23 protein-coding genes are annotated in these 25,961 nt (G+C 58.8%); 6 read left to right on the forward strand and 17 right to left on the reverse strand.

Features of this window, described 5'->3' with window-relative positions; all coding sequences use genetic code 11:
- Positions 1-119: 119 nt before the first annotated feature.
- Positions 120-1,607, reverse strand: a complete 1,488-nt coding sequence (locus ACR0KC_RS11455; protein WP_170408558.1) for an ABC transporter substrate-binding protein — start codon at positions 1,605-1,607, stop codon at positions 120-122.
- Positions 1,608-1,778: 171 nt separating this feature from the next.
- On the opposite strand from ACR0KC_RS11455, the gene panB reads away from it, so the two are divergent.
- From panB to glpK, 3 genes are all read left to right on the forward strand, one after another.
- Complete coding sequence (panB, locus tag ACR0KC_RS11460; RefSeq protein ID WP_480771862.1) at positions 1,779-2,618, forward strand: 3-methyl-2-oxobutanoate hydroxymethyltransferase; 840 nt, start codon at positions 1,779-1,781, stop codon at positions 2,616-2,618.
- A complete protein-coding gene (panC, locus tag ACR0KC_RS11465; RefSeq protein ID WP_170514138.1) occupies positions 2,615-3,466 on the forward strand; it encodes a pantoate--beta-alanine ligase in 852 nt (283 codons plus the stop codon). Before panB ends, panC begins: the two co-directional genes overlap by 4 nt.
- A gap of 70 nt (positions 3,467-3,536) precedes the next feature.
- Positions 3,537-5,015 (forward strand): glycerol kinase GlpK, encoded by a 1,479-nt coding sequence (gene glpK, locus ACR0KC_RS11470; RefSeq protein WP_480706545.1) that lies wholly within the window; start codon positions 3,537-3,539, stop codon positions 5,013-5,015.
- On the opposite strand, the gene smpB is transcribed toward glpK, so the two are convergent.
- The 10 genes from smpB to ACR0KC_RS11520 form a co-directional block, all read right to left on the reverse strand.
- Positions 5,012-5,494: an SsrA-binding protein SmpB gene (gene smpB / locus ACR0KC_RS11475; protein WP_170394914.1), complete on the reverse strand. Its 483-nt coding sequence runs from the start codon at positions 5,492-5,494 to the stop codon at positions 5,012-5,014. The two genes, glpK and smpB, sit on opposite strands and share 4 nt — an antisense overlap.
- 44 nt (positions 5,495-5,538) lie before the next feature.
- The gene (gene idi / locus ACR0KC_RS11480) at positions 5,539-6,081 is read right to left on the reverse strand and encodes an isopentenyl-diphosphate Delta-isomerase (RefSeq protein ID WP_170394917.1); all 543 of its coding nucleotides are present in this window, start codon (positions 6,079-6,081) and stop codon (positions 5,539-5,541) included.
- Positions 6,082-6,225: 144 nt separating this feature from the next.
- Positions 6,226-6,639 (reverse strand): c-type cytochrome, encoded by a 414-nt coding sequence (locus ACR0KC_RS11485; protein WP_480706547.1) that lies wholly within the window; start codon positions 6,637-6,639, stop codon positions 6,226-6,228.
- Positions 6,640-6,751: 112 nt separating this feature from the next.
- Positions 6,752-7,765, reverse strand: coding sequence for a P1 family peptidase (locus ACR0KC_RS11490; RefSeq protein WP_480706549.1), 1,014 nt, complete (start codon positions 7,763-7,765; stop codon positions 6,752-6,754).
- Between the two features lie 82 nt (positions 7,766-7,847).
- Positions 7,848-8,594 (reverse strand): SDR family oxidoreductase, encoded by a 747-nt coding sequence (locus tag ACR0KC_RS11495; protein ID WP_480791473.1) that lies wholly within the window; start codon positions 8,592-8,594, stop codon positions 7,848-7,850.
- Between the two features lie 60 nt (positions 8,595-8,654).
- Positions 8,655-9,074: an alternative ribosome rescue aminoacyl-tRNA hydrolase ArfB gene (gene arfB / locus ACR0KC_RS11500; RefSeq protein ID WP_170394928.1), complete on the reverse strand. Its 420-nt coding sequence runs from the start codon at positions 9,072-9,074 to the stop codon at positions 8,655-8,657.
- A 263-nt stretch (positions 9,075-9,337) separates the two neighbouring features.
- The gene (locus tag ACR0KC_RS11505; protein WP_170394930.1) at positions 9,338-9,985 is read right to left on the reverse strand and encodes a queuosine precursor transporter; all 648 of its coding nucleotides are present in this window, start codon (positions 9,983-9,985) and stop codon (positions 9,338-9,340) included.
- 91 nt (positions 9,986-10,076) lie between these two features.
- The gene (locus tag ACR0KC_RS11510) at positions 10,077-10,961 is read right to left on the reverse strand and encodes an esterase-like activity of phytase family protein (protein ID WP_480771863.1); all 885 of its coding nucleotides are present in this window, start codon (positions 10,959-10,961) and stop codon (positions 10,077-10,079) included.
- On the reverse strand, positions 10,934-11,797 hold the full coding sequence (gene mepA, locus ACR0KC_RS11515) for a penicillin-insensitive murein endopeptidase (protein WP_480706553.1): 864 nt from the start codon (positions 11,795-11,797) through the stop codon (positions 10,934-10,936). The genes ACR0KC_RS11510 and mepA overlap by 28 nt, the downstream gene beginning before the upstream one ends.
- Complete coding sequence (locus ACR0KC_RS11520; RefSeq protein ID WP_480771864.1) at positions 11,794-13,161, reverse strand: MFS transporter; 1,368 nt, start codon at positions 13,159-13,161, stop codon at positions 11,794-11,796. The genes mepA and ACR0KC_RS11520 overlap by 4 nt, the downstream gene beginning before the upstream one ends.
- Before the next feature lie 133 nt (positions 13,162-13,294).
- Here ACR0KC_RS11520 and ACR0KC_RS11525 point away from each other — a divergent pair, with 133 nt between their 5' ends.
- The 3 genes from ACR0KC_RS11525 to yaaA all read left to right on the forward strand — a co-directional run bounded on the left by ACR0KC_RS11525 (position 13,295) and on the right by yaaA (position 16,504).
- On the forward strand, positions 13,295-13,582 hold the full coding sequence (locus ACR0KC_RS11525; RefSeq protein ID WP_170394943.1) for a YggT family protein: 288 nt from the start codon (positions 13,295-13,297) through the stop codon (positions 13,580-13,582).
- Positions 13,583-13,660: 78 nt separating this feature from the next.
- Positions 13,661-15,700, forward strand: a complete 2,040-nt coding sequence (gene recQ, locus ACR0KC_RS11530; RefSeq protein WP_480771865.1) for a DNA helicase RecQ — start codon at positions 13,661-13,663, stop codon at positions 15,698-15,700.
- Between the two features lie 33 nt (positions 15,701-15,733).
- Entirely contained in the window at positions 15,734-16,504 is a 771-nt protein-coding gene (gene yaaA / locus ACR0KC_RS11535; RefSeq protein WP_480771866.1) for a peroxide stress protein YaaA, read from the forward strand.
- On the opposite strand, the gene ACR0KC_RS11540 is transcribed toward yaaA, so the two are convergent.
- From ACR0KC_RS11540 to ACR0KC_RS11565, 6 genes are all read right to left on the reverse strand, one after another.
- On the reverse strand, positions 16,495-16,956 hold the full coding sequence (locus ACR0KC_RS11540; protein ID WP_480771867.1) for a VOC family protein: 462 nt from the start codon (positions 16,954-16,956) through the stop codon (positions 16,495-16,497). The two genes, yaaA and ACR0KC_RS11540, sit on opposite strands and share 10 nt — an antisense overlap.
- A gap of 9 nt (positions 16,957-16,965) precedes the next feature.
- Positions 16,966-19,179 (reverse strand): response regulator, encoded by a 2,214-nt coding sequence (locus ACR0KC_RS11545; protein WP_480771868.1) that lies wholly within the window; start codon positions 19,177-19,179, stop codon positions 16,966-16,968.
- 67 nt (positions 19,180-19,246) lie between these two features.
- The gene (locus ACR0KC_RS11550; protein WP_480791472.1) at positions 19,247-21,289 is read right to left on the reverse strand and encodes a hypothetical protein; all 2,043 of its coding nucleotides are present in this window, start codon (positions 21,287-21,289) and stop codon (positions 19,247-19,249) included.
- Positions 21,286-24,048 carry a DUF4159 domain-containing protein gene (locus ACR0KC_RS11555; RefSeq protein WP_480791471.1) on the reverse strand — a complete coding sequence of 921 codons (2,763 nt, stop codon included), beginning with the start codon at positions 24,046-24,048 and terminating at the stop codon, positions 21,286-21,288. Before ACR0KC_RS11555 ends, ACR0KC_RS11550 begins: the two co-directional genes overlap by 4 nt.
- Positions 24,045-24,920: a DUF58 domain-containing protein gene (locus ACR0KC_RS11560; protein ID WP_170408573.1), complete on the reverse strand. Its 876-nt coding sequence runs from the start codon at positions 24,918-24,920 to the stop codon at positions 24,045-24,047. The genes ACR0KC_RS11555 and ACR0KC_RS11560 overlap by 4 nt, the downstream gene beginning before the upstream one ends.
- Positions 24,917-25,924, reverse strand: coding sequence for an AAA family ATPase (locus ACR0KC_RS11565; RefSeq protein WP_170394959.1), 1,008 nt, complete (start codon positions 25,922-25,924; stop codon positions 24,917-24,919). The genes ACR0KC_RS11560 and ACR0KC_RS11565 overlap by 4 nt, the downstream gene beginning before the upstream one ends.
- Positions 25,925-25,961 lie beyond the last annotated feature (37 nt).

Consider the following 25,961-nt stretch of genomic DNA (forward strand, 5'->3'; position numbering starts at 1 on the left):
CGCCTAAGGCACGAGAAGATAGACAAAAAGAAACCCGCCAAGCCAGAATCCTTGTGGGTTTCATGGTGCAACAGTTCGCGCCGGGGCGCTGGCCATCGCCCCGGTCCAACTCTGTTCTTCTATTCGGACCAACTGATCCCGGTCAGATCGATCGCTGCCGTGGGTGCGTTTTCCCATAGCCCCTCAACACCGGCCTTGGCCACGCCAAGCTTGGCAAGTTGAAACAGGTACCCGTTGACGTAATCGGTCGAAATCAAGCGCTGTGCCTCACCCAGCAAACGTGTGCGCTCATCAGGGTCCGTGGTCGAATTCAGCGTGTCCATCAATGCCTGAAAGTCGGTGCTGTCATATTGGAAGTAATAGTCGGGCCGGGCATAAATACCGATATCCATCGGCTCGGTATGGCTGACGATGGTCAGGCCAAACTCCTTGCCCTTGAACACGCTTTCCAGCCACTGCGCCCATTCCACATTGATGATCTCGGCGGTGATGCCAATATCAGCCAGTTGCGCAGCGATGATTTCACCCCCGCGTCGGGCGTAGGAAGGCGGCGGCAAGTGCAGCGTGGTCTCGAACCCATCGGGATACCCGGCCTCGGCCAGCAGCGCCTTGGCTTTTTCCGGGTCATAGGCCGAATTGCCGGTCAGATCGACGTAAGCCGGATTATGCGGAGCAAAATGCGTACCGATGGGTGTGCCATAGCCGAACATAGCCCCATCAATGATTGCCTGCCTGTCAATCGCGTGGGCCAATGCCTGTCGGACCAATATGTCATCAAACGGGGCTTGTTTGTTGTTGGTCGACAGAATGGTTTCCCCCTCGGTCGAGCCGACCAGAACCTGAAAGCGCGGATCAGCCTCGAATTGCGGCAGATTCTCGGGTGCGGGGAAGTTGTCGAACACGTCTACATCCTCGGCCATCATGGCGGCAAAGGCGGCGGTCGGATCCGAGATAAACTTAAACGTTGCGGTCTCTAACGCGGGCTGTTCGCCCCAATAGTCGGGGTTGCGATTCAGGATGATGCTGTCACCCTGCAGCCAGTCAGAGAAGGTGAAGGCCCCCGTGCCAACCGGGTTGGTCTTGATATTCTCGATGCTTTCGGGCGCAACGATCACCGCGTCACCCCAGGCGAGATTGAAAAGGAAGTTCCCGTTTGGCTCATTCAACGTCACCTGAACGGTCAGGGGGTCCACCACCTCGACACTTTTAATGCCCGCAAACAAAGCCTTCTGCGCGTTGGCGCTGTCTTCTGCCGTGGCTCGATCAAGGGTAAACTTGACGTCCTCGGCATCCATCGTTGTGCCATCGTGAAATGTCACACCGTCGCGCAGCTTGAATGTGTAAACGGTACCGTCATCCGAGATTTCCCAGCTTTCGGCCAGCCCCGGCACCACCGAGCCATCCCCCATGAACCGGGTCAGGCCTTCGAAGATATTGGTGTAGACAACCGAATCGATAGCCTGCGCCGCAGCGCTGGTCGGGTCCAGATGCGGTGGCTCAAGCTGCATGGCGATGGTGATGTCAGATTTGGCCATGGCCTGCGTGGCAAACAGGCCCGCGCCAAGGACCAGGGCCGACGCGAACGAGCGAAAGCGCTGCTTTGTCATGAAAATCTCTCCCCACTGAAATTGGCTAGCCCTGCTTTTTTCGGGCCGATCTGCGACCAATGTCCTCGCAAACCCGGGGTCAATCAAGGAATTGTTGGCGCAACCGGGGTTTCTTTGCGCCTGCCGCATCTGCTATGCCGCGCTGCAACATGAACCCTGCGAGGAGCGAGCATGAGCGCCACCGCCCGCAAGAAAGTCCCGAACGCCGAGGATATCCGCGCCCGGAAAGGTACTGATCCACTGGTCTCGTTGACCGCCTACACAACACCGATGGCGCAGTTGATGGATGCGCATTGTGACTTCGTTCTGGTCGGTGACAGCGTCGGCATGGTGTTGCACGGGTTGACGTCGACTCTTGGTGTGACGATGGAGATGATGATCATGCACGGCCAGGCCGTTGCCCGTGGTCTGGACAAGGCAATGATGGTGATCGACATGCCTTTCGCCAGCTACGAGCATGACCCGGCTCAGGCATTCCGCAACGCAGCCCGGCTGATGTCGGAAACAGGAGCTGGGGCGGTTAAGCTGGAAGGTGGCGTCGAGATGGCTGAAACCATCCGGTTTCTGGTCAAACGCGGGATCCCGGTGATGGCACACATTGGCCTGACACCGCAGTCGATAAACACTTTGGGTGGCTATAAGGTACAAGGGCGCGACGAACAGGCCGATGCCGTATTGGCCGACGCCCGGGCCGTCGCCGACGCAGGCGCGTTTTCGGTCGTGTTAGAGAAAGTTCCGCAGGGTTTGGCCAACTGGATTACCGCTGAGATTGCGATCCCCACAATCGGCATTGGTGCCTCGGCCGGGTGCGACGGGCAAATTCTGGTGGTGGACGATATGCTTGGCTTTTTCACCGCCTTCAAACCGAAATTCGTCAAACGCTATGCTGATCTTGGCCCGCTGGCCGAAGCCGCCATTGCTGAATACGCAGCCGAGGTTCGTGCGCGAAGCTTCCCGGCAGACGAACATGTCTTTGCCGATGCCGTACCCGACAAAGGACCCAAGTCATGACCGCGCCTATTCTGCGTCGACTGGCAGACTTGCGCGCTCTGACCCGTGATTGGCATCTGAATGGTGAGGTGATCGGAGTTGTCCCCACCATGGGTGCGCTGCACCAGGGGCATCTGTCGCTGGCCGAAGCCGCGAAGACGGCTTGCGACCGGGTGATCGTGACGATCTTTGTAAACCCCAAGCAGTTCAACAACCCCGAAGACCTCGCCAACTATCCGCGCACCGAACAAGAAGACGCGAAAAAGCTCGCGCCTTACAACGTCGATGCGATATACGTGCCCGACCCGGATGAGATTTACCCTGATGGCTTCGCCACCACAGTCTCGGTCTCGGGTCTGACCGACGCGATGGAGGGAGAATTTCGCCCGGGTCATTTCGATGGTGTGGCAACAGTTGTCGCCAAGCTGTTCCTGCAAACGCAAGCGGATCGAGCCTATTTCGGGGAAAAAGACTATCAGCAGCTTATGATCGTCCGCCGGATGGCCCGCGACCTCGATATCCCTATCGAGGTGATTGGTTGCCCCACGGTGCGTGAACCTTCGGGCCTAGCAATGTCTTCGCGCAATCAAAGGCTATCCGAGGATGGTCTGGCCATCGCAGCCGAAAAACATCGTATCATGCGTGCAGTTGTTCAGGCGCTGGAAAACGGCGAAGAATTCGAAGCTTTGGCTTCTCAGGCACAGGCCGATCTTTTGGCCGCCGGTTTCAACGAAGTGGAGTATCTGCAACTACGCTGCGCTGAAACGCTGGAGCCTATGACCCATGCCAAACGACCCGCACGACTGTTTGCGGCAGCCTTGGTCGACGGCGTGCGGCTGATCGACAATCTACCGGTGTCTCCGGTCTGATTTCCCCTCTGGCACGTTTGGTTGTGTTTGCGCTAAAGTCCTGCAAAACCAAAGCGGGAGGGGCGCAGGAATGACCTATATTCTGGCAATCGATCAGGGCACCACATCGTCTCGTGCAATCCTGTTCGACGCGCAAATGCAGCGCGTCGGCACTGCGCAGCACGAGTTTACACAGCATTTCCCACAGGAAGGCTGGGTTGAGCATGATGCCGAGGAGATATGGGACAGCGTTCTGACGGTTTGTCGTGAAGTGATGCAAACGACAGGTGTATCCGCGGCACAGATCGCTGGTATCGGGATTACCAACCAACGCGAAACCACTGTCATCTGGGATCGCGCCACTGGGGCCCCCATTCACAACGCAATCGTCTGGCAGGACCGTCGCACCGCTGAGATTTGCGAGCGTCTTCGCAAAGCGGGATGCGAGGATGACGTAACTGCCCAGACCGGTCTGCTGCTAGATCCTTATTTTTCGGGCACAAAGGTCAAATGGTTGCTGGATACCGTCCCCGGCGCACGCGACCGTGCTGCCGCCGGAGAACTGCTGTTCGGCACAATCGATACCTTCCTGATCTGGCGACTGACACAAGGGCGTGTGCACGCCACCGACGCCACCAATGCGGCCCGCACATTGCTATTCGATATTCACAAAGGGGAATGGAGTACCGAGATCTGCGACTTGCTGGACATCCCCCAAGCTTTGTTGCCCGACGTGCGCGATTGCGCCGCAGACTTCGGATCGACCTCGCTGTTTAGCGGTAATATTCCAATTCTCGGCGTGGCGGGGGATCAGCAAGCTGCCACCATCGGACAGGCCTGTTTCCAGCCGGGCATGATGAAATCCACCTATGGCACGGGCTGTTTCGCACTACTCAACACCGGTACGCAGCCAGTTGAATCGAAAAACCGGCTGCTAACGACAATTGCCTATCAGTTGGACGGGCAGAAAACCTATGCGCTTGAAGGCTCGATTTTCATTGCCGGTGCGGCGGTGCAATGGCTGCGCGATGCGTTGCAAATCATCGAAACCGCACCGCAAAGCGGTGAACTGGCCGCCAAAGCTGATCCGAACCAGCACGTTGTTCTCGTCCCTGCCTTTACTGGGCTGGGCGCGCCTTATTGGAAACCCGATTGCCGGGGCGCAATCTTTGGCCTGACTCGCAATTCAGGCCGCGCCGAAATCACGCGCGCCACGCTGGAAAGCATCGCGTTCCAGACCCGCGACCTGTGGCACGCCATGCAGGGCGATTGGGGCGCAGAGACTGACGTGATCCTGCGCGTCGACGGCGGAATGAGCGCCTCGGACTGGGCCATGCAGGGGCTTTCCGACATTCTGGGCGCCCCGGTCGACCGCCCGGTGATGCAGGAAACCACCGCGCTTGGTGCCGCATGGCTGGCGGGCATGAAAGCGGGTGTCTACCCGGATCAGGCCGGATTCGCCGAAACCTGGGATCTGGACCGGCGGTTTGAGCCTGCAAAACCCGTAGCTGACCGAGACGCGGCCTATGCACGCTGGCAACGCGCGGTTCAGGCGGCCATGGCGTTCTAACTGTGGTCCTTCATCAAGCGCTGTTTCTGCCGTGACCAGTCGCGCTTGGCCTGCGTTTCGCGCTTGTCGTGCAGCTTCTTACCTTTGGCGATGCCGATCTTCAGCTTCGCCCGACCCTTGTGATTAAAATAAAGCACCAGCGGCACCAGCGTCATGCCTTTGCGTTGGGTCGCGTTCCACAGGTTCGACAGTTCCTTGCGTGACACCAGCAGTTTACGGCGGCGGCGTTCTTCATGTTTGAAGACCTTGGCCTGCTCATAGGGCGCGATATAGCTGTTGATCAGCCATAGCTCTCCGTCATCAACCGACGCATAGCTTTCAGCAATGTTCGACCCACCGGCACGCAGGGATTTGACCTCGGACCCTTCCAGGACAATACCGCATTCGAGATCGTCTTCGATCGCATAATCGAAGCGCGCACGCCGGTTTTCGGCGATCACTTTGTAATTCGGGTCAGTGTTCTGCTTCTGCTTGGCCATGACGCGTTGATGTATGCCGCTTGCGTCCGCCTTGCAAGGCAGGGTTATGAATTGGCCGAGATTATCAGGTCAGGTCCAAATATCGTGTCAGCGTGATTGTGCAGATAAATCTTGAGCCACGGGGTAAAACGGTCGGGGTGCCGCTTCACCTCGGCCAGCAGATCGTGGTAATCGACCCAGCGGATATCCATCACTTCTTCCGGGTTAGGCTCGATTTTCAAGGCTCCACGAACATGGGCCAGAAAGACGTCGACCACCTCGTTCTCGACCATTCCGTTGCCGACATCGGCGTGATACTCCAATCGATGCCGGTATTCGGGGTAAAGTCCGGTGATGCCCAATTCTTCGCGCAGGCGCCGGACGGCACAATGCGAAGCGCTTTCGTCCCAATCCGGATGCGTACAACAGGTATTCGCCCATAGACCCGGCGTGTGGTATTTGCCCATCGCCCGGCGTTGCAGCAATATCTCGGTCCCGCGCACGGCAAACACGGACACAGCCTTGTGTCGCAGCCCCTTTTCATGCGCCTCCAGCTTGTCGACGGGTGTCAGTTCGCCCTCAACCCAAGCCGGGATCAAGATTCCCATCTGTCGTCTCCTGTTGGCGATCTCCGGTGCACATGGCCTTACCGGTTTTCCCCAAAGTGGCGCTGATTACAATGTCAATCAATCGCACGAAAGGCCGCAGGGGCTGCGGCATTTCGAAGTTCGTCTGTAAACCTGTTGGCGGAGTTACTCTCCCGAAACGCTCACGATATAGGCGTAAACGTCTTCGGCGCCCTTCTTCAGCTTGAAGGTCATTTTCGACTTGGCCGAGGTTTCCCCCAAATAGTCTTTCAAGAATGCTTTGGGGTCTTGGGCGTAGGCCACGAAAGTCTCTTCATCCCAGACCAGCCCATTTTCGCCCGCGGCCACGATGCTGTCGCCGTATCTGAAGCCTTCTTCAGTGCCGGCGGTGCGGCCTGCGATTCCGTACAGGTTCGGACCCGTCTTACCGCCCTTAACGATAACTTCACCCGCAGGGTCAGCAATCATGTGACAGGATTTGCATTTGTTGAAGGTCTTCTTACCCGCTTCGGCATCACCTTCTGCATAGACAGGAAGGGCCAGCAGACCGGCAATTACGGTGGCAAGGATACGATTCATAGCTTTTGCTCCGATATGAATTGGCTGCACCGAATGGATCGCTGGCACAGCAGAGAGTCAACGCGCAGATTGCCGCGCGACGGCACTGTGTCACAGGCGATCGGTGTCGTACTTAACCGAAGTCATGTAACTGCGACCAGCAGGGCAGCAGGTCGCCAGCGCGGGGGGAAGCCAGATAGATAGCCCGTGCAATCGCGCGCGCAAGACAGATCGAGGCCGCATGGCCGATCATCGCCATCGCCTCGGGGCCAATCGTGCGCGCGCCGGTGCTGAGACCAAATACCAGATCTCCATCGCCAGGCGTGTGCGCAGGAACAATGGCACGGGCGATGCCGTCATGGGCTGCTACCGCCAGACGCTGGCATTGCGGTTTGGTCAGCGCTGCATCAGTTGCAACTATAGCAATCGTGGTGTTTGCGCGATCTGGCGGAGCAGAATGCATCATCTGCGCCTTACGGCTGACAAGAGAGGAACCAAGACCCGAGGTCGGATCTGGCCCCAATCCACCGAACTCGCCATCGATCTCAAACTGCGCAGCCCAAAAATGCCGATCACCCGGTGTGGTTACGCTGCCAAGCGGATTGGCCGCCACCAGCGCGCCGACGGTTACGCCACCCTCAAGCTTTAACGAAGCCGAGCCTAAGCCACCCTTGTGCATCGCGGCCAATGCGCCGGTACCAGCCCCCACCGAGCCCAGTTCAAATTCTGGTGAGGCGGTCAAATACGCAGACTTCCCCAGATCGCGATAAGGATTTTCGGTCCAGTTCTTATCTCCACCATTGAGTAGATCGAACAGAATCGCGCCCGGCACGATGGGCACGACGGCCGAACCGACCTGAAATCCGCGCCCCTGAGCGCGCAATGCGTCTGAAACGCCCGAGCACGCATCCAGTCCAAAGGCCGAGCCGCCGGACAAAGCAATCGCGTCAACCCGATCAACAGTTTTGTCGACCGCCAGAAGGTCGGTCTCACGCGTGCCGGGGGCGCCGCCCATCACATGAACCGAAGCTATGAACGGGTTGTCCGCCGTCAGGACAGTTGTGCCTGATTTAAGCGTATCATCGTGCGCATTGCCAACCTTGAGGCCAGCGACATCAGTGATCAGGTTTCTGGGTCCGGGGTTCATTTTCGTCTCGCGCACTGGGCCGAAAAGCGCGCCGGGGCGCGCTGCCTCCGGCGGAGATATTTATGGCCAGATGAAGGGCGGATCAGATGCATCGGCCTCCGTCCACTTCTAGGGCTGTGCCGGTGATCATGCTGGCCTCGTCCGAGCAGAGGAAACAGGCGGCGTTTGCCATGTCTTCGGGGGTTGAGAAGCGACCAAGCGGGATCGTCGACAGGAATTTGGCGCGGATTTCCGGGGTGTCTTCACCCATGAAGGATTTCAGCAGCGGGGTTTCACCCGCCACCGGGCAGATCGCGTTAACGCGCAGGCCCGAGGGGGCAAGTTCGACGGCCATCGTCTTGGTCGCGGTGATCATCCAGCCTTTGGAGGCGTTGTACCAGTTCAGATTAGGGCGCGGCGACAGGCCTGCCGTTGAGGCCACGTTCAGGATCGTCCCCGCGCCGCGTATCTTCATCTGCGGAACAAAGGCGCGCGCGGTCAGGTAGACGGATTTCATGTTCACGGCGAAGACGCGGTCGAATTCATCGTCATCGACGTCCTCAAGTGGGGCCGGCAGGTGCGTCACGCCCGCATTATTCACCAGAATATCAAGTTTTCCGAATTCTTCCGATACCGCATGTGCCATGGCCTGAACCGATGCCGCATCCGAGACATCAACGCGCTGTGCGATGGCATTCGTGCCCTCCGCGGACGCCATGTCGGAAGCCGCTTCGCCATTGATATCTGCGATCATCACGCGGGCACCTTCGGCCAAGAATTTTTGCACAATCCCTGCGCCGAACCCGGATGCGCCGCCGGTTACGATGGCGGTTTTTCCCTCAAGCCTCATGGCTTTACCTCCCCTGCGTCTTGCACCGGCAGAGTAGCAACGTGCAGCGAAACTGCCAGATCAATCTTCGGACACTTTGCCTCGCAGGGCTTTGACATCCGCGCGGGCTTTCTTAGCAGCAAGCCTTCGCTTGACCGAACCATAAGTGGGTTTGGTCGCGATCCTGCGCTTGGGATTGACCAAAGCCCGCGTGATCAGTTCAGCCAACCGGGCGCGCGCGATGTCGCGGTTGCGGGCCTGAGACCGTGTTTCTTCACATTGAATGATGATGGCGCCGTCCTTGGTCCAGCGACGTCCGGCCAGCCGTTTCAAACGTGTCTTGACCGGATCAGGCAAGGAGGGTGAGCGCGCGGCCTCGAACCGCAGCTCAACGGCGGTGGAGACCTTGTTGACGTTCTGCCCACCCGGACCAGAGGACCGCACGAAGCTTTCGGTCATTTCCCAGTCTTGCAGGGCGATATCGTCGGTGATGCGCAACATGGATCGGACCTTACAGGGCGCAGTTGAAAACAAAAAGGGCCGCCCCGGCGGGACGGCCCTTCGAAAGTTCAGGAGGTTGGGTCGGTTAGATCAATCGACCAGCCGGAGCGAGCGCTCCGCCAAGGGCTGCCTTAACAGGCGATCCCCCCGGTTGTTCCAACACCTCTCTCCAATCTCTTTCTCGACACTGGATCACCTCCTTTTCTATCTGTTGCGGTTAACAAGGAGCGTGACACAAGTTGTGCCAATCTCAAAGAACTTTTTTACGCAGGCTGTGCAGCGGTCAGACGGGCGACGATCACCTTGAACGGAATCAGGGCGATTAGTGCCAGCGACAGTTTCACCAGCCAGTCAGCGAAGGCCAGCGTCACCCACAGCGGGGCCATCGGGCCGGACAGCATGAAGGGCACAGGCTCCCACGCCCAGTTGATCGCAGCGTCTGCATTGGCACCAAAGACGGTAACCGAGGCCGAGAACGCCAGCGTAAAGAAGATCGCGGTGTCCAGCGCTGAACCGACCAGTGTCGACACCAGCGGCGCGCGCCACCAGCGGCCACCACGCAGTGAGTTGAACACAGTGACGTCGGTCAATTGCGCGATCAGGAAGGCGGTGCCCGAAGCGACTGCGATGCGCAGCGGCACGGCGGCATAGGTGAAGCCGTCACCCTGCAGCATGATCTGGCTGCCGATCAGCGAGCAGATGATACCGGTGACAAATCCGGCGAATACGACCTTGCGGGCCGGACCCACGCCGTAGACGCGGTTCATGATGTCGGTGACCAGAAAGGCCAACGGATAGGTGAAGGCACCCCAGGTCAACAGGCCGTCAAGGATCAGGAACTGGACCAGGATGTTTGAGGCCACGACGATCGAGGCCATGGCAAGGATGCCGGGAATAAAGCTGCGTTGCATTTTCAGATGCCCGTTTTGACAAGGTAGCGGCGACTTGGCCCCAGGCTCATCCCGAGGCAGGCCGTGCGTTTAGACCTTTGTCTGCCGCCTGTCAATCAGGCAGCAAGTATTCGACCAATTCAGTGCGTTGCAGAAAGAAGAAGTTGTCGTCGGAAATCATCGTTGCGCGCAGCCGCCCCTGCACATCGCGCCAGACAGAAAGGCCCTCGAGATTGTCATGCGTCCCGGTGCTGGTTTCGAACAGAATCTCTTGTGACACGGGTGCATCATCTGCGATCACCCAGCGCCGCAGTCGCGAGCGGAAGCCGAAAAATGACACCGCGCGCTCTAACACATACAAACGCCCATCGGGTCCAAAATCTGCCGCAACCGGCAGGAACCTTCCACTCGGCGGCAAAACAAACGGCCTTGTCCAGTGGTGGCCATCCCACCGATAGACGAGGATTTTACCGTCTGCGGTGCGGGATTTCTCGGTCAGGGTGTAAAGCCTGCCCCGATCATCGATCGCCAATGCTTCGAACGAGCCATTGCGCTCTAAATCATGAAAAGCCTCCGGGCGGGGCAATACCTTGGCTTTGGCCCCCGGTGTGGAATAATGGACCACTCGGTGCACACCTTCGAACGAGATATATAGGCTCCCATCCGGAGCGACAGCGATCCCTTCGGAATCCCCTGCCCGACCGCTCAGGCTGCGCCCTTTGCTCGAGAAGATGGGTCCGTATCTCAGTATCTGGATATTCCTGATTTGGTCTCCATCCCGGTTGATCCGCGCGGTCACAAGCCTCGACCGGTCGCCGAGCACGATCATTTGCCGGCCGTTTTCCGACAAATGAAGGGCCGAGAACCCGCCAAACCAACCGGCACTGTTGTACCAGTCAAATCGGGCTAGAAGCGTTGCCGGGCTGGTACCAACTGCCGAAACGGCACTGGCCAACAGCGTTGCAACAATCAGTTGGATTGCAAGACTGCGGCGCATTGCTGGGGAAGGTCCGCCATTCGATATTCACGACGTTTCTTGGGCGGCGGCGCATTTGGATCAGGTGGCGGTGGGTTCAGAATATTGCGCACCCATTGCTGCGCCTCGGCGCAACCATCACCCTTGGGTGGCGGGTCCTGATTTACACAGCCTTTCGATCCTTTCGGGCATTTCAGCCGCACGTGGAAATGATAGTGATGTCCCCACCATGGCCGGATCTTGCGCAGATAGGCTTTGTTGCCCTTCTCGTCATTGCACATCTGCACCTTTGCACCCGGGAATACGAAGATCCGGGCAACGCGCTTGTCCTTAGCGGCTTCGCGCAATACCGCATGGTGCTGCTTGGTCCAGTTGCCGTTTACATACGCGCCGTTCGCGCGGCGCAAGGATATAGACGAGATATTCTCGCGTGCTTTGCGGCTTAGGCGCATGTTATCGCCCGGCAGCATCCAGATATCGATATCCAAACCCAACTGATGCGAACGATGGCCCGAGGTCATCGGCCCCCCCCGCGGTTGGCTGATATCCCCGATATAGAGACCATTCCACCCCGGTTGTTTCGCGGCAAACCGGCTGAGATCCTGCACATAGTCGATCGCCTGAGGATGCCCCCAATTGCGATTGCGCGACAGGCGCATGGCTTGCCAAGTTGGCCCGGTTTCAGGGAGTTGCACCGACCCGGCGGCGCACCCGCGCGAATAACTGCCGAATGCGGCGGACTTTTGCTGCGACCCCACCTTCTGGGCTCCAAACAACTGTTTGGCCAAGGGCTGTGCCGTGGCCACGCCTGCCAGTACTATTGCGGCCAGAACGGCCAAAAAACGTAGTAAAATCATCTGCTCTGATCCCCTTCCGGTTTCACCCAGCGCATCAGGACTAGGCCCAGAATAAACAACAGAATGATCGGTGACACCCCCAGTCTTGCACTACCGGTTGCTGCTGTTGCTATTCCGATCAATAGCGGCGCTGCAAAGGCGGTCGCCCGACCCGAAAGCCCGTACAGCCCAAAACTCTCGACCGGGGTGGCGGGATCAGTATGGCGTACCATCATTGAACGGCTGGCGGATTGCAGAATACCTCCCATGCCGCCGATCAGAACTCCGCACCCGAAGAACGCCATGTCCGGCAGACCCGAGCCTAAGGGCAATGAAATTCCGTAGATCTGTGTTCGATCCATCAATACAACCGTTACGCAGACAAAGATCAGAACCCAAATCGCAACCAATATCACCGGTTTAGGGCCGTATTTACGATCCATCTTGCCTCCGATCCAGGCAAAGATGGCCGAGGCCAGAACGCTGACAATTCCGAACACGCCGATCTTGATCAAATCCCATTCAAGCACCAGCCGTGCATAGACGCCTCCGAAACTGTATAGCCCGTTCAACGCGTCGCGATAGAACATAGAAGACCCCAGATAGGTCGCCAGACTGACCCGGTGACGCAGCGCCGCCACGGACTTGCCCAGCAAGCGCAGCGCCTCACCCACGCTACCCTGTTTGTTGGTCTCAGGATCATCCCGAACCCACAGGAAATACGGCACCATGAACAACACGAACCATCCCGCGGTGAAGGGGCCGACAAACCGCGTCCCTTCACGCGTTGCCGCATCCAGCCCGAACAACGGATTCATACCAATCAAGGTCTTGCCGTTGGGCTGTTCAACAAACAGCGCCAGCATGATGGCCAGCGACAACAGGCCTCCGAAATAGCCGAAGGCGAAGCCCGAACCTGAAATCTCGCCCACTTCTCTATCGTCACCCAGATCGGGCAGCTGAGAGTTGATGAAGATCAGTGCATATTCTGCGCCCACAAAGCCCAGACCAAAAGCCGACAGCATCAACCACATGTTCGAGCCATCGGGCATCGTGTACCACAACGCGGCAGACCCCACCGCGTACATCACCGAAAACCCGAGAATCCACGGGATGCGTCGACCCGAAACATCCGCCATCGCGCCCAACAGGGGCGCTCCGAACGCGATGATCAGCCCAGTTATGGTCAGGCAATTCGCCCAGACGGTCTGCGCCTGCGCCGCCGCTGCATCGGTGTCTAATCCGGTATTCGCATAGTATTGAGCCGCCACCCCGGCGAAATAGGGGCCAAAGACAAAGGTCACTAGCAATGTATGGAACGGCTGGCTGGCCCAGTCGAAAAACCACCAGCCCCAGATGCGCTTACGCTTGGAAATATCAGCCATCTCTGCCCCATATTATTATTGTTGCGATCATAAGACGGGGCTTTGGGTCAATTCGCAAGCGTTCTGTTGGGGCGCACTTGCTCTTTGCGGCTGTGACGCTTAGGTCTCAGGACAATTGACGAACGGAGTGCCCATGCTGTCGCTGATCCAAATCCTTCTGCTGATCCTGGACATTGTCTGGTTCATCATCCTTGCCCATGTGATCATGAGCTGGCTGATCAACTTCCAGGTGCTGAACCTGCACCAGCAACTGGTGGCGCAAATATGGTACGGACTGAACCGTTTGTTAGAGCCGATCTACGGCCCCATTCGCCGCATTCTGCCCGCCATGGGCGGTCTGGATCTGACCCCTCTGGTGGTGCTGATCGGGGTCTATGCGTTGCGGATCATCCTGATCAACAACGCGGTCTATTTCTACTGACCTCTTGTTCACCGAATCTTAGTATGTGATGGTCCTGTCTTAAGAGCAGATAAACCATAAAACAGGACCCTCCGTCGCATGTTCGACTCCGCACCCTTGTTGCGAGACGTTTTCGGATTCGACGACTTCCGCCCCGGTCAGGAAGAGATCGTCGACGCCGTGACCGCAGGTGAAAACGTGCTGGCGATCATGCCCACTGGTGGGGGCAAGTCCTTATGTTTTCAGTTACCTGCGTTGCTGCGAGACGGCGTGACTGTTGTGATCTCTCCGCTGATCGCCTTGATGCGCGATCAGGTGCGTGGGCTGCAGGAAGCCGGTGTCGAGGCGGGCGCGCTCACCTCGGGCAACACCCCCGAAGAAACTGATGCGGTATGGGACGCATTAGAGGCTGGGCGGCTCAAGCTTCTGTATATGGCGCCCGAGCGTCTGGCCGCCGGGTCGGCGCTGGGGATGCTGCGTAGGATTAACGTCAATCTGATCGCGGTGGATGAAGCCCATTGTGTCAGCCAATGGGGCCACGATTTCCGCCCTGACTATCTGCGGATCGGAGAGCTGCGGCGCGCTTTGAATGTTCCCCTCGCCGCGTTCACCGCGACAGCGGATGCGGAAACGCAGGACGAGATCGTCGAAAAACTGTTCGACGGTGTCGCGCCGCGCAAATTCCTGCGGGGGTTCGACAGGCCCAATATCCATCTGGCTTTTGCCGCCAAGGATGGACCGCGCAAACAGATCCTCGATTTCGCTGCCGCGCGCAAAACCCAATCCGGCATCGTCTATTGCGGGACCCGCAACAAGACCGAGGTGCTGGCGCAAGCCCTGCGCGCCGAAGGTCACACGGCCTGCCACTATCACGGCGGGATGGAGGCCGAGGATCGCCGCATCGTGGAAGCTCGCTTTGCGCGCGAGGACGGGCTGATTGTCGTCGCTACGGTCGCCTTTGGCATGGGTATCGACAAGCCGGACATCCGCTGGGTCGCCCATGCGGATTTGCCGAAATCGATCGAGGCCTATTATCAAGAAATCGGTCGTGCCGGACGCGATGGTGGACCAGCCGAGACCCTGACCTTGTTCGGGCCTGACGATATACGACTACGACGCTCACAGATCGACGAAGGGCTGGCCCCACCTGAACGGCGCATGGCGGATCATGCGCGTCTTAACGCGCTGCTGGGATTGGCCGAAGCACTGAAATGCCGCCGCCAGACCTTGCTGGGGTATTTTGGGGAACAGGCTGAATCCTGCGGCAAGTGCGATCTCTGCGACAACCCGCCAGAAATCTTCGACGGCACAACGCCCGTCCGTATGGCTCTGTCCGCGATTTTACGCACCGAGGAATGGTTCGGGGCAGGTCATCTGATCGACATTCTGCTTGCCAACGAGACCGATAAAATTCGCGCACGGCGACACGACAATCTGTCCACCTACGGCATCGGCAAGGACTGGTCGCGCCCGCAATGGCAAGCGATCTTCCGGCAGATGATGGGCCATGATTTGGTGCGCCCCGACCCTGAACGCCACGGCGCGCTGCGTATGACAGAAGCCGCCAAACCCATCCTGAAAGGTGAAGCGCTGATCGATCTGCGCAAGGATACCATCCGCAAAGCCACCCGACGACCCGCTGTCAAAGCGATGGTGTCCGAGGAAGACGCGCCGCTGCTCTCGGCGCTCAAGGCCAAGCGGCGCGCACTGGCCGAGGCCGCTCGGGTCCCGGCTTATGTCATTTTTCCTGATCGCACCCTAATCGAGATGGCAGAAACCCGACCTGCAAATCTGGATGACATGGCGCGGATCAGCGGTATCGGGTCAAAGAAACTGGAACGCTATGGTTCCACTTTCCTTGAGGTGCTGACCGGCGCGGTAGAAGAGCTGCACCCCGCAAGGCGCAAACTTGCCGGCCGCAATCAGGGCGACATTTACGATCAGTTGCTTGAGGTTCAATCGCAATTGTCGCGTGGCCCCGACGGGATCGACAAACCGCTAAGCTGCACGGCCTCGCAACTGGCGAAAGTGGCGCAAATGCACCCGGATGATCCACGAGCGATGGAGCAGGTTCTGGGTGACCGTCGTCACGAAAGGTTTGGCGCGGCGTTTCTGGACGTGCTGCAACAGGCGGGATAGATACGCCTGAACAGGCGAGAAACGAGGGCGGATATGCTGGTAGTGATTTCCCCGGCCAAGCGGCTGGATTGGGCAGAACGAAACGTCGAAGTGACGCAACCCGATTTTCAAGATGACGCGATCCGCTTGTCGAAGACCGCACGCAATCTGACATTGGGCGATCTGAAAAAACTGATGGACCTGAGCGACGACTTGGCCCGCCTGAACCGCGACCGGTATCGTATGTTCTCGGACGTGCCCGATGCGGAGACGACACGCCCTGCCGCACTGGCTTTTGCGGGCGATACCTATCAAGGGCTTGAAGCCGCATCGCTGGATGCCGACGAAATGGCCTGGGCACAGGATCACCTGCGCATTCTGTCCGGGCTTTATGGCGTATTGCGCCCGCTGGATGCCATACAGGCCTACCGGCTTGAGATGGGTAGTAAACTGAAAACCAGACGCGGAAAAAACCTGTACGAATATTGGCGCGATCAGCTAAGCAAGGTGCTGAACGCGCAGGCCGCCGAAACTGACAGCACGGTTCTGGTGAACTGCGCCAGTCAGGAATACTTCGGTGCGGTCGACCTGAAGGCACTGAAGCTGCCCGTTGTGACCCCGGTCTTCATGGAGGACAAGGGCGGCACCCCCAAGATCGTCAGCTTCTTCGCCAAGAAAGCGCGCGGTGCGATGGCACGCTACATCATCCAGCACCGCCTGACCGATCCCATTGGCCTGTTGGATTTCGACAGCGGTGGTTATGAATACAGGGCAGACCTGTCTGACGACTACAAACCTGTGTTTGTTCGCCCCTATCAGGCCTGATCGAGCAGTGAAGGGTCGTAGGCTACAAGCTCAACGGTGTTCCCTTCGGGGTCTTGGGTGAAGATACCGCGCCAGCCGATCCAGCCGAAATGCTCGACCCGATAAGGCTGGTCGATCTGGTCGTACCAGCGCATGACAGCATCCTGTTCGACAAAGGGCAGCGACAGCGCGATATGGTGCAGGGCCGAGGCGCCCCCTGTTACTGGCACTGCCGCGCCAGTCTGGCCCGATCCACGCCCAGAGCCAACAGATTGGTGAAACAGGGCCAGCACCTGTGTATGTCCACCAAACCCTTCGGCAATCCGAAAAAAGGTGATGGCGCTGTTATGGTCGCCTTGCAATCGCTGCAACCCGATCACCTTCTCATAGAAATACACCATTGCCGCCATATCGGCGCAGCGAATTGCAATCTCACCCAATCCCCGGGGGCGAAAACCGCGCTCATCTGACATAAATCGATCCTATACCGTACTTTCACCTTCTGCACCGACCAATTGGGCATCGGCTGGACGATGTTCCAGTATCATCTTGTGGATCAGTTTCTTGTGCAACGGTTTGGTCAGATAATGATCAAGCCCGGCTGCCAGTATGCCCTGATCATCCCCTGTCATGGCATGGGCCGTCAGGGCCACTATGGGAACATGTCGATCCGTTCCGATCTCGCGCCGCCGGATTTCACCCGTCGCCTCTTTCCCATCCATCTTGGGCATCGAGATATCCATGAAAATCAGGTCCGGGTCGAAACTGGCGAAGGTTTCGATCGCCTCCAACCCATTGGAGACGAATTTCAAATCGATCTTCAGATCTTTGGTCATCTTTTGAAGGATCAGTTGATTGGTTCGATTGTCCTCGGCTGCCAGAACCCGCATCAGCCTCTGATTCTGCGGAACTTGCGCATGAGTCTCGGGATCAGCGACGCAGTCGTCACTGCGATCCGACTTGAATACAGGAGCACCCAGCGCCATCAGCCGTGAATACAGCTCGGCGCGAGGAATGGGCTTTTGCAATACGCCGTCAATCAGGCGATGGGCCGGGTCGGCATGAATCACACCCGGATTGGCCGACATCACCACAATTGGCAGACCACCCCATCCTTTGTCGCGCAGTGTTGTGGCGAGTTCCAGACCGTCCATGTCCGGCAGATCGTGATCGCACAGCACCAGATCAATAGTTTTGTCCATTGCAGAAAGCGCTTCAGCCCCTGTTGAACAGGTGAGCGCCTGAGACCCAAGGCGACTCAGTTGCTTGGTCAAAATGGCGCGGTTGACGGCCATATCCTCGACCACCAGAACACGGCCCAACTGCCCCGCCAGATCAGGCGGAACGGGCTGCGGACCCTCAGCCGTGGGCAGTGTGATACGGAACCCAAAGCAAGATCCTTTGCCCGCGTCACTTTCGACCCAGACGGCACCGCCCATCATCGAGATCAGCCGCTTGGTGATTGCCAGCCCCAAACCCGTGCCTTCGAATTGGCGGTTCTGGGCATCCTCAACCTGATTGAATTCACCAAAGATGTGCGGGACCTTGTCGGCTTTGATTCCGATACCCGTATCCTCGATGGCCACGTGGATGTCGCAGGTTTCAGTTGTCGCGTCAGGAACACCGGTCACCCGGATAAGGACATGGCCCTGCGCGGTAAACTTCACTGCATTGCCGACAAGGTTGGTCAGAATCTGCCGAATCCGCCCCGGATCACCCACATAAAGCGTCGGCAGGAACAGGTCATAGTCCACCAGCAAGGTCAGGCCCTTGTCGCGTACGCTGGGTTGCAACAGCATCGCGACCTCAAGGATACAGCGCTCCAAATCGAACTGTTCGGGGTGCAGCGTCAACTTGTCGGCCTCGATCTTGGAATAGTCGAGAACATCGTTGATGATGACCAGCAAAGCCTCGCCCGAATTGCGAATTGTGCTTACATAGAGCCTTTGTTCTTCGTTCATCGGGGTTTCGGTCAGCAGTTCGGTCATACCGACGATCCCGTTCATCGGCGTGCGAATCTCATGGCTCATATTGGCCAGAAAGGCGGATTTGGCGCGGTTTGCGGCCTCGGCCCGTTCACGTGCAGCGTTTAGCTCGGCCTCATGCCGGACCGAGGCTGTGATGTTCAACGCCAGGCTCAGCACGTCACCGCCGTGGCCCCGCTGATCAATCAGCCGGATATACTGGCCGTTCCACAACTGGATCACCTCGGGTTCGGGGTGCGGTTGCGCCCAGCGTGCAAGCATACGCGCCTGCCAGTCCGCGATATTCTCCGCGCCGATGTCCACGATACCTTCATGGGTCAGAATTTCGAGAATACGCGTGTAGCTGATCCCCGGCGCGACCTCTTCCAGCCCATCGAAAACGCTTAGGTAAGCGGCGTTGGCACCGATCAGTGTGTTGTTGCCGTCGAAAAAGGCAAACCCGTCAGGGATGGTCTGGATCGAATGCCACAGGCGGCGTTCAGCCTCTTCGATCTTGGCATTGGCCACGGTCAGATCGGATTTGACCTTTTCGTTTTCATCGCGAACCGTCGCAACCTCGGCCTGAGTCTCATCGATCTGACGTGTCAATGCGATAGCATGACGTCCCAATTTGCGGTTGGCAGCAGACAACTCGGCCTGTTTCAGATGCAACAACCGCTCGGCCGCCAGTCGTGCGCGCCGTTCCTGCGCCAGTTTCTCAGCAAGACTCATGTAAAGTTTTCCCGCGATAATCTGCTCAGAGCATCGCGGTAGAGCATGAAAAAGTGCTTAAGCAGCGTTAGCGACGTCCCTCACGCAACCAACCGGCCAAGAGGAACCCACCGGCAAGCAACAGCACCAGCCAGGGTGGAAGCAACCCGGCCTGTGTAACATCGCGGGTTTCATAGGCGTCGCGCGGGGTCAGACCGATCCAGCCCCGACCTGCTGCCGGTCGGCCCGCACGGACATTCCGGATTGAGGGCAGACCCTCTTCCAACCGGATCGTTCCCCCGCGCAGGCTGGCCAGAACGGGGCTTAGAATCTCATCGGTCGCGATCGTGCGCTCGAATTCCTTTGGTGCAGCAGGACCAAGACCGATCACGGCAGAATGCGCACCCTCTTCCAGACGGTACAGGCCAATTTCAGGGCCGAAGTACTGCGCCTCGAACCGACCGGGCGAGACTTCGTTTAGCGTAATCTCCAAGGTGTCGCCGTTGGGGAGGGTGACGGTGACCGGGCCAACCTCATCCTCCAGCGTTTGACGGATAATACGCATGGACTGGCCGTTCGCTTCGGCCCACAGCGCCTCTTCCTCAAGCTCGGGTTCTTTCATCATCCAATGCGCCAGCCTGCGGAGTAGTTCCAGCTGCGGGCCACCACCCTCAAAGCCGCGGCTCCATAGCCAGGCGTGGTCTGATGCCATCAGCGCCACACGGCCTTCACCCACGCGATCCAACAGCAGCAACGGACGATCATCCACGCCGGTCATGAGCATATTGCCGGACAGCTGGCTGACATCGATCTGGCGCAGCCAAGCGCCCCAAGTCTCAGCATCGCCCAGATCAGCGGTAACCGGATGACGCTGGCCCAGATCGGTGACCATGGGCACGTACCGTTCCTCGTAAACCCGCGCACTGGGTTTTGCGGGCAGGACCGGCCCAAGCGGGGATCGGTACAGGCTGTCAGCCGTGGCAAAATCAGGACCAGCAGCGACCAGCACCGCGCCACCATTGACGATATAGTCGCCAACATTGTCCAGATAGATCGCAGGCAGGATGCCGCGCCGCTTGTAGCGATCAAAGATGATCAGGTCGAAATCATTGATCTTCTCCAGAAACAACTCCCGCGTCGGGAAGGCAATCAATGAGAGTTCGTCCACCGGAACGCCGTCCTGCTTTTCCGGTGGCCGCAGGATGGTGAAATGGACCAGATCAACCGAGCTGTCGGATTTCAACAGATTGCGCCACGTACGCCCGCCCGGATGCGGCTCGCCCGAAACCAGCAGAACACGCAGGCGATCCCGCACGCCGTTCATCTGGATCAGAGCCGTGTTGTTGCGGTCAGTCAGCTCACCCTCGGCCTGCGGGACCGTGAACTGGATGACGTTCCGACCACCATGCGGCAGCGTGATCGGGAGCTCGACGTCCAGACCGATTGGAATGGTGAACTGCTCGGGTTCACCTCCATCGACGGAAATCTCAAGCGGAGCGTTTGCAACTCCGGCAGGCGCAGCGCCAGTATCTTCGACGCGCAGGGTCAGGGTCACGGGTTCACCGATAATGGCGAAGGCTGGGGCGTTACGCACGATCAGGCGCCGATCCCAATCGCCTTCGCGCCCGGTCTGTAACAGATGCATTGGAGCAGGCAGGTCGGGTGCCAGGTCTGCATCATGAACGATGCCGTCTGACACAACGATAATGCCCGCAATCCGCGCACGGGGTTCTTCGGCCAGTGCCGCGTTCAGCGCAGCCATGACCTGCGTGCCCTCGTCACCATCGCCGTCACCAACCTGTATGCGGCGCAGCTCGGTATTGTCTCGGGCTTCGATCTCGGTCGCGAGGTCGTTGGCAGCCTGAGCAGTCTGTTCGGCACGATCCGATAGGGTTTGACTGGCGCTTTCATCTTCGATCATCAACACGATGTCGGTAAGCGGCGCGCGATCTTCGACCTGATAAACAGGACCGCAAAGCGCCCCGAGGATGACCAAGGCCGCCAAGCCGCGCAGGGCCCAGCCCGACAGACCGCGCCAAAGCGCCAGAACCACACCTGACATGGCAATCAATGCCACGGCTGCCAGAAACGGCCACGGGATTAGCGGGTCAAAGATGACGGTTCCGGTCATTGTCCCAACCTGTCCAAAAGCGCGGGTACGTGAACCTGATCGGATTTGTAATTCCCGGTCAGCACATGCATTACCAGATTAACCCCAAACCGATTGGCCAACTCGCGCTGTCGTTCTCCGGCATAACCGCGACCCACGGGCAACAGGGACTGACCGTTGCGATCCACCGCCCAGGCCCCGGCCCAGTCATTACCGCCGATCACCACCGGGGTCACGTTATCGTTGAGGTTTCGGAAGGGCATTCCTTCGATCTGCTCGGCATCGGGTGGCGCGGCTTCGACCCAGACCTCGGTGCCAGAATATCGTCCGGGAAAATCCTGCAACAGGTAGAAGGCGCGAGTCAGCACGTGGTCACGCGGAACAGGCTCTAACGAGGGGATATTCAGCGGTGCCGCCAGCTGTTGTAGCTTGCGCCCATTGGGACTGGAGGCCCCGAAACCGGCGATATCGGCATCGCGCGTGTCAAACAGGATCATCCCACCCGACCGCAGATAGGCGTTGAGCTTTGCATAAGCTTCAATCGAGGGCTGCGGCTGGTCCGGAGTAACAGGCCAATAGAGCAGCGGAAAGAATGCAAGCTCATCACGTTCAAGGTCGATGCCAATCGGGTCGGCGGGTTCGACCGAAGTGCGAAAATGCAGCGTCTGCACCAACCCGCGCAGCCCGGCCAGCGCGATATCGTCGACCTGAGCATTCCCGGTAAGTACATGGGCCAGCACAAGCTCATGCGTCGCGTTCAATGCAAAATCGGTGTCTTCAGGGGTCTGTGCCCGCACCTCGGGGGCAAGGAACAGGGCAGCAAGCGCAAATGCAACAGGGGTTGCCTTGGCCAAGCGCCCCGACAACGCCAAAGAGGCAATCACATCGATTGTCAGCAACAACAATGCAAGGCCAAGCAACAGCCCTTCCAACGGAGTCTCATTGCTGATCTCCTGACCCCGGATTGGGACGTCAGACGGCCAGATCACCGGGGATAGTACAGCATCCTCGGCAAGAACATTCCGCGCCAGTTTCTGCTTGCCGTTTTCATAAAGCCCCGGGCGCAGGTCCGGCCCGATTTGCCCAGAAACCAGTTCGTCTCCATCGACACCGGGCAGCGTTCCTGCGTCAGTCAAAACACCGAAGCCATCCATTATTTGAATCGGCTCCCATACGGTGCCCTGCATCTGAGCCTCTTGACGCGATTTGGCAGCAGAGGCAACGGCAAGCCGGTCGAGCATTTCGACAAACAGCCCGGACAGCGGCAGGCTGGACCATTCCGCATCAGCCGTGACATGGAACAGAACCACCTGCCCCAGCCCCAGCGGTTTTCGGGTCACCAATGGTGTGCCATCCGACAGTGACGCAATGACCCGATCCGCCAAATTAGGATCTGGTTGTGCCATGACCTGAGTGGTCACAGAGACGTCCGCAGGAATCTCCAACCCATAGAACGGCGAGTTTTCAGTGAACGGAGCAAGCCCCTTCGCTTCACCCCAGCTCATGGCGCCGCCGACCGAGCGGCCACCGCTACGAAGTCGAACCGGCAACAGTGCATCCTCAGTATCGCGCCCCAGATCGCTGGCGGCCATGCGTGGGCCGGCAAAGCGCAGCAGTAGGCCGCCCTGTTCAACCCATTCGACGACTTCAGCCTGTTCCGACTCGGACAGCTTGGCCACATCCGCCAATACGATCACATCCGGGTTCGCGGGGAGAACCTCGGCCAGGCCGCCTTCGACAAAATCAGCAGTCGGAATCAGCACCTGTGTCAGGTAGTGAAGCGGCGACAGTAACTCTAACCCTTCGCGGTTCAGGGTGCCTGCGATCAACGCCACTTCGCGTCGACGCAGGCTGTCATCTGTCAGTGTAATGGCACCGGCAGAGCGCTGGCCTTGAATCTCGAACCGTGTAATGCGTGCGCGCAGTTCCGATGGAAGCGCAAGATCAATTTCCGCCTGCGTAGAGCCGTTTTCGAACTCAAGATTGGTCGATTGCAGCACCCGCATTGCTCCTGCCGGGTCGCGCCCTTGCGCCAGAACGGTGACTCTTTCCTCTGGTCCTGGATTAGCGCGCTGTACGCTTAGTCGGATTGCGCCGTCCTGATAGGTGGCGGGCAAGATCGCGGTGACAGGTGCAGAGGATTGGTAGACAATCACGTCCCCACGCGCCTGCAGGGCAGAAGTCAAACGATCATGGCCGACATAGGACAGACGGTCGCTGAACCAATGGGTGTCGAAGCCACCTTCGACCTGTCCCAACGCGATCAGAGTTTGGTCAATCTGCGCTTCGGTTGGCTGCCACGGCATCGGTGTAAGGCCCGGCAGACGCCCACGCCACGCCTCGGCGGCCTGAAACACAGGTGCCTCAGGCTCAGTCAGACGCAAGATCGACACAGGACGACCCGCCCGCCCGGCTTCCGTCAATTGCGCATCAATCTGATCAAGTGTCGAGGACCAACGTGTCGCGCCCCCCCAGCTTGCATCCAGCACCAGCAGTAGCGGCCCGGATCCGGTCTCATCGCGTGAGGGGTTCATCACCGGCCCTGCCAGCCCGATGATGATCGCTGCGGCTGCCAGCATCCGCAGTAGCAGCAACCACCATGGTGTACGGTCCGAAACGCTTTCATCATCCTTCAATCCCAGCAGCAAGGTGACCGCCGGAAAAAGACGTCGGATCGGTGCAGGTGGGACGGCACGCAGGATCAACCACAAAATCGGAAGGGTCAGAAGACCCAGCAGCACCCAAGGCGCGGTAAATCCGATTCCTGCAAGAACCGTCATTGCGCACCCCCATCTAAGGCGCGATAAAGCCACAACAGAGCCGATTGAGCGCTGTCATCGGTGTGATGGAGCCCCATCTGCCAGCCAGTCGCGCGGCACAGGTGGGTCAGCGCATCCTTGCGCGCCGCTAAGCGATCCAGATAACGATCGCGCAAATCAGCGGCCTTCAAGGTTTCATGTCGAGCGGTGCCACCAACACTTTCAAAAATGGTACGTCCCGAATAGGGAAAGGACTCCTCGCTGGGGTCCAGAACCTGCAGCAACACGCCGCGCACGCCCCGGTCAGCGGCTTTGGTAAGGGCCAGCTCGACCTCGTCCAGCGGCCCAAGAAAATCCGAGATAAACACCGCACGCGCATGCGGGATCATGGCGCGGTGTTCGGGTGGCGCGTAATCGGTTTGCGCATCTTCAGACCAGGCTTGGGCCAGCCGAATGATCTGAGCATTCCCCCTGCGCGGGGGCAGCGTCGTGCCAGTCAGACCAACGCGCTCGCCACCACGCACAAGCAGGATAGCGGTCGACAGCCCCAGCAGGCGCGCACGATCGGCCTTGGTCGGCAAGTTCTTGTCCGAAGCAAACCGCATCGACGCGCCCTGATCGACCCAAAGCATGATCGACTGTGCAATCTGCCATTCGCGCTCACGTACAAACTGCTGATCACCGCGGGCCGAACGGCGATGGTCGATCAACCGGCGACTGTCGCCAATCTGCGCAGGTCGGTACTGCCAGAAATCATCCCCCAGACCCGAGCGTCTCCGCCCGTGATCGCCCAATAAAACGGTTCCGGCCAGATGCTCGGCCCGCGCCAATAACGGCGGCAACCGGGACGCTTCGGCCTCGGAGCGTTCGCGTAGGGTCTGGGCGGCGCTCACGCCGCGGCCTCAGTTCGGACCAGCCCAGTAGCGGTGGACTCAATCAGGTCAGAGAGGCTGTCACCACGTGCCCGCGCCGCGAAGTTCAACGCCATACGGTGGCTGAGAACCGGACGCGCCATGGTCAGAACATCCTCGGCATTGGGGGCCAAACGGCCTTCCAGCATCGCATTTGCGCGCACGGTCATCATCAGAGCCTGCGCAGCGCGCGGTCCGGGACCCCAGGCAACAGTTTCCTTCACCCGCTCTGACACACCTGCCTCATCCGGGCGGAAGGCGCGGACCAGATCGAGGATCAGTTCGACAACAGACTCTCCTACAGGCATCCGGCGCAACAGAACCTGTGCGGCCAGCAATTCTTCTTTGGTGAAAATCTGATGCGCCTCGGCTTCCTCGACGCCCGTGGTAGCCAGCAGAATATCTCGCTCGGTCTGGCGATCCGGATATTCCACGTCGACCTGCACTAGAAACCGGTCCAGTTGAGCTTCGGGCAATGGATAGGTCCCTTCCTGCTCAATCGGGTTCTGCGTTGCCAGCACATGGAACGGTACGCCCAATTCGCGGTCTTCGCCCGCGACTGTCACCGTACGCTCTTGCATCGCCTGCAACAGCGCCGATTGGGTCCGGGGACTGGCACGGTTGATCTCGTCCGCCATCAGCAACTCACAGAAAATCGGGCCGGAGATGAAGCGGAAATGGCGGCTGCCATCTTCGGCAGTATCCAGCACTTCCGAGCCCAAAATATCAGCAGGCATCAGGTCCGGCGTGAACTGGATGCGGTTGCCATGCAGGCCCATCACGGTCGAAAGCGTCTCGACCAACCGCGTCTTGCCCAGCCCCGGCAGACCGATCAGCAGCGCGTGACCGCCGCACAAAAGCGCGGTCAGGGTCAGGTCCACGACCTTCTCCTGCCCGATAAAGCGGCGGGTGATCGAGGATTTGGCCTCTTGCAGCTTGTTTTCCAGCGCTTCGATCTCGGACACGAGGTCGGCAGGTTCGGACATGAGGTTCCCTTCCGTGGACTGTTATGATTGAAGTGTA

Source organism: Ruegeria sp. CF3, assembly GCF_056537365.1.

Bases quoted from the DNA above. Each gene is read 5' to 3' on its own strand.
- ACR0KC_RS11455 (WP_170408558.1), bottom strand. From the start codon at position 1,607: ATGACAAAGCAGCGCTTTCGCTCGTTCGCGTCGGCCCTGGTCCTTGGC.
- panB (WP_480771862.1), top strand. From the start codon at position 1,779: ATGAGCGCCACCGCCCGCAAGAAAGTCCCGAACGCCGAGGATATCCGC.
- panC (WP_170514138.1), top strand. From the start codon at position 2,615: ATGACCGCGCCTATTCTGCGTCGACTGGCAGACTTGCGCGCTCTGACC.
- glpK (WP_480706545.1), top strand. From the start codon at position 3,537: ATGACCTATATTCTGGCAATCGATCAGGGCACCACATCGTCTCGTGCA.
- smpB (WP_170394914.1), bottom strand. From the start codon at position 5,494: ATGGCCAAGCAGAAGCAGAACACTGACCCGAATTACAAAGTGATCGCC.
- idi (WP_170394917.1), bottom strand. From the start codon at position 6,081: ATGGGAATCTTGATCCCGGCTTGGGTTGAGGGCGAACTGACACCCGTC.
- ACR0KC_RS11485 (WP_480706547.1), bottom strand. From the start codon at position 6,639: ATGAATCGTATCCTTGCCACCGTAATTGCCGGTCTGCTGGCCCTTCCT.
- ACR0KC_RS11490 (WP_480706549.1), bottom strand. From the start codon at position 7,765: ATGAACCCCGGACCCAGAAACCTGATCACTGATGTCGCTGGCCTCAAG.
- ACR0KC_RS11495 (WP_480791473.1), bottom strand. From the start codon at position 8,594: ATGAGGCTTGAGGGAAAAACCGCCATCGTAACCGGCGGCGCATCCGGG.
- arfB (WP_170394928.1), bottom strand. From the start codon at position 9,074: ATGTTGCGCATCACCGACGATATCGCCCTGCAAGACTGGGAAATGACC.
- ACR0KC_RS11505 (WP_170394930.1), bottom strand. From the start codon at position 9,985: ATGCAACGCAGCTTTATTCCCGGCATCCTTGCCATGGCCTCGATCGTC.
- ACR0KC_RS11510 (WP_480771863.1), bottom strand. From the start codon at position 10,961: ATGCGCCGCAGTCTTGCAATCCAACTGATTGTTGCAACGCTGTTGGCC.
- mepA (WP_480706553.1), bottom strand. From the start codon at position 11,797: ATGATTTTACTACGTTTTTTGGCCGTTCTGGCCGCAATAGTACTGGCA.
- ACR0KC_RS11520 (WP_480771864.1), bottom strand. From the start codon at position 13,161: ATGGCTGATATTTCCAAGCGTAAGCGCATCTGGGGCTGGTGGTTTTTC.
- ACR0KC_RS11525 (WP_170394943.1), top strand. From the start codon at position 13,295: ATGCTGTCGCTGATCCAAATCCTTCTGCTGATCCTGGACATTGTCTGG.
- recQ (WP_480771865.1), top strand. From the start codon at position 13,661: ATGTTCGACTCCGCACCCTTGTTGCGAGACGTTTTCGGATTCGACGAC.
- yaaA (WP_480771866.1), top strand. From the start codon at position 15,734: ATGCTGGTAGTGATTTCCCCGGCCAAGCGGCTGGATTGGGCAGAACGA.
- ACR0KC_RS11540 (WP_480771867.1), bottom strand. From the start codon at position 16,956: ATGTCAGATGAGCGCGGTTTTCGCCCCCGGGGATTGGGTGAGATTGCA.
- ACR0KC_RS11545 (WP_480771868.1), bottom strand. From the start codon at position 19,179: ATGAGTCTTGCTGAGAAACTGGCGCAGGAACGGCGCGCACGACTGGCG.
- ACR0KC_RS11550 (WP_480791472.1), bottom strand. From the start codon at position 21,289: ATGACCGGAACCGTCATCTTTGACCCGCTAATCCCGTGGCCGTTTCTG.
- ACR0KC_RS11555 (WP_480791471.1), bottom strand. From the start codon at position 24,048: ATGACGGTTCTTGCAGGAATCGGATTTACCGCGCCTTGGGTGCTGCTG.
- ACR0KC_RS11565 (WP_170394959.1), bottom strand. From the start codon at position 25,924: ATGTCCGAACCTGCCGACCTCGTGTCCGAGATCGAAGCGCTGGAAAAC.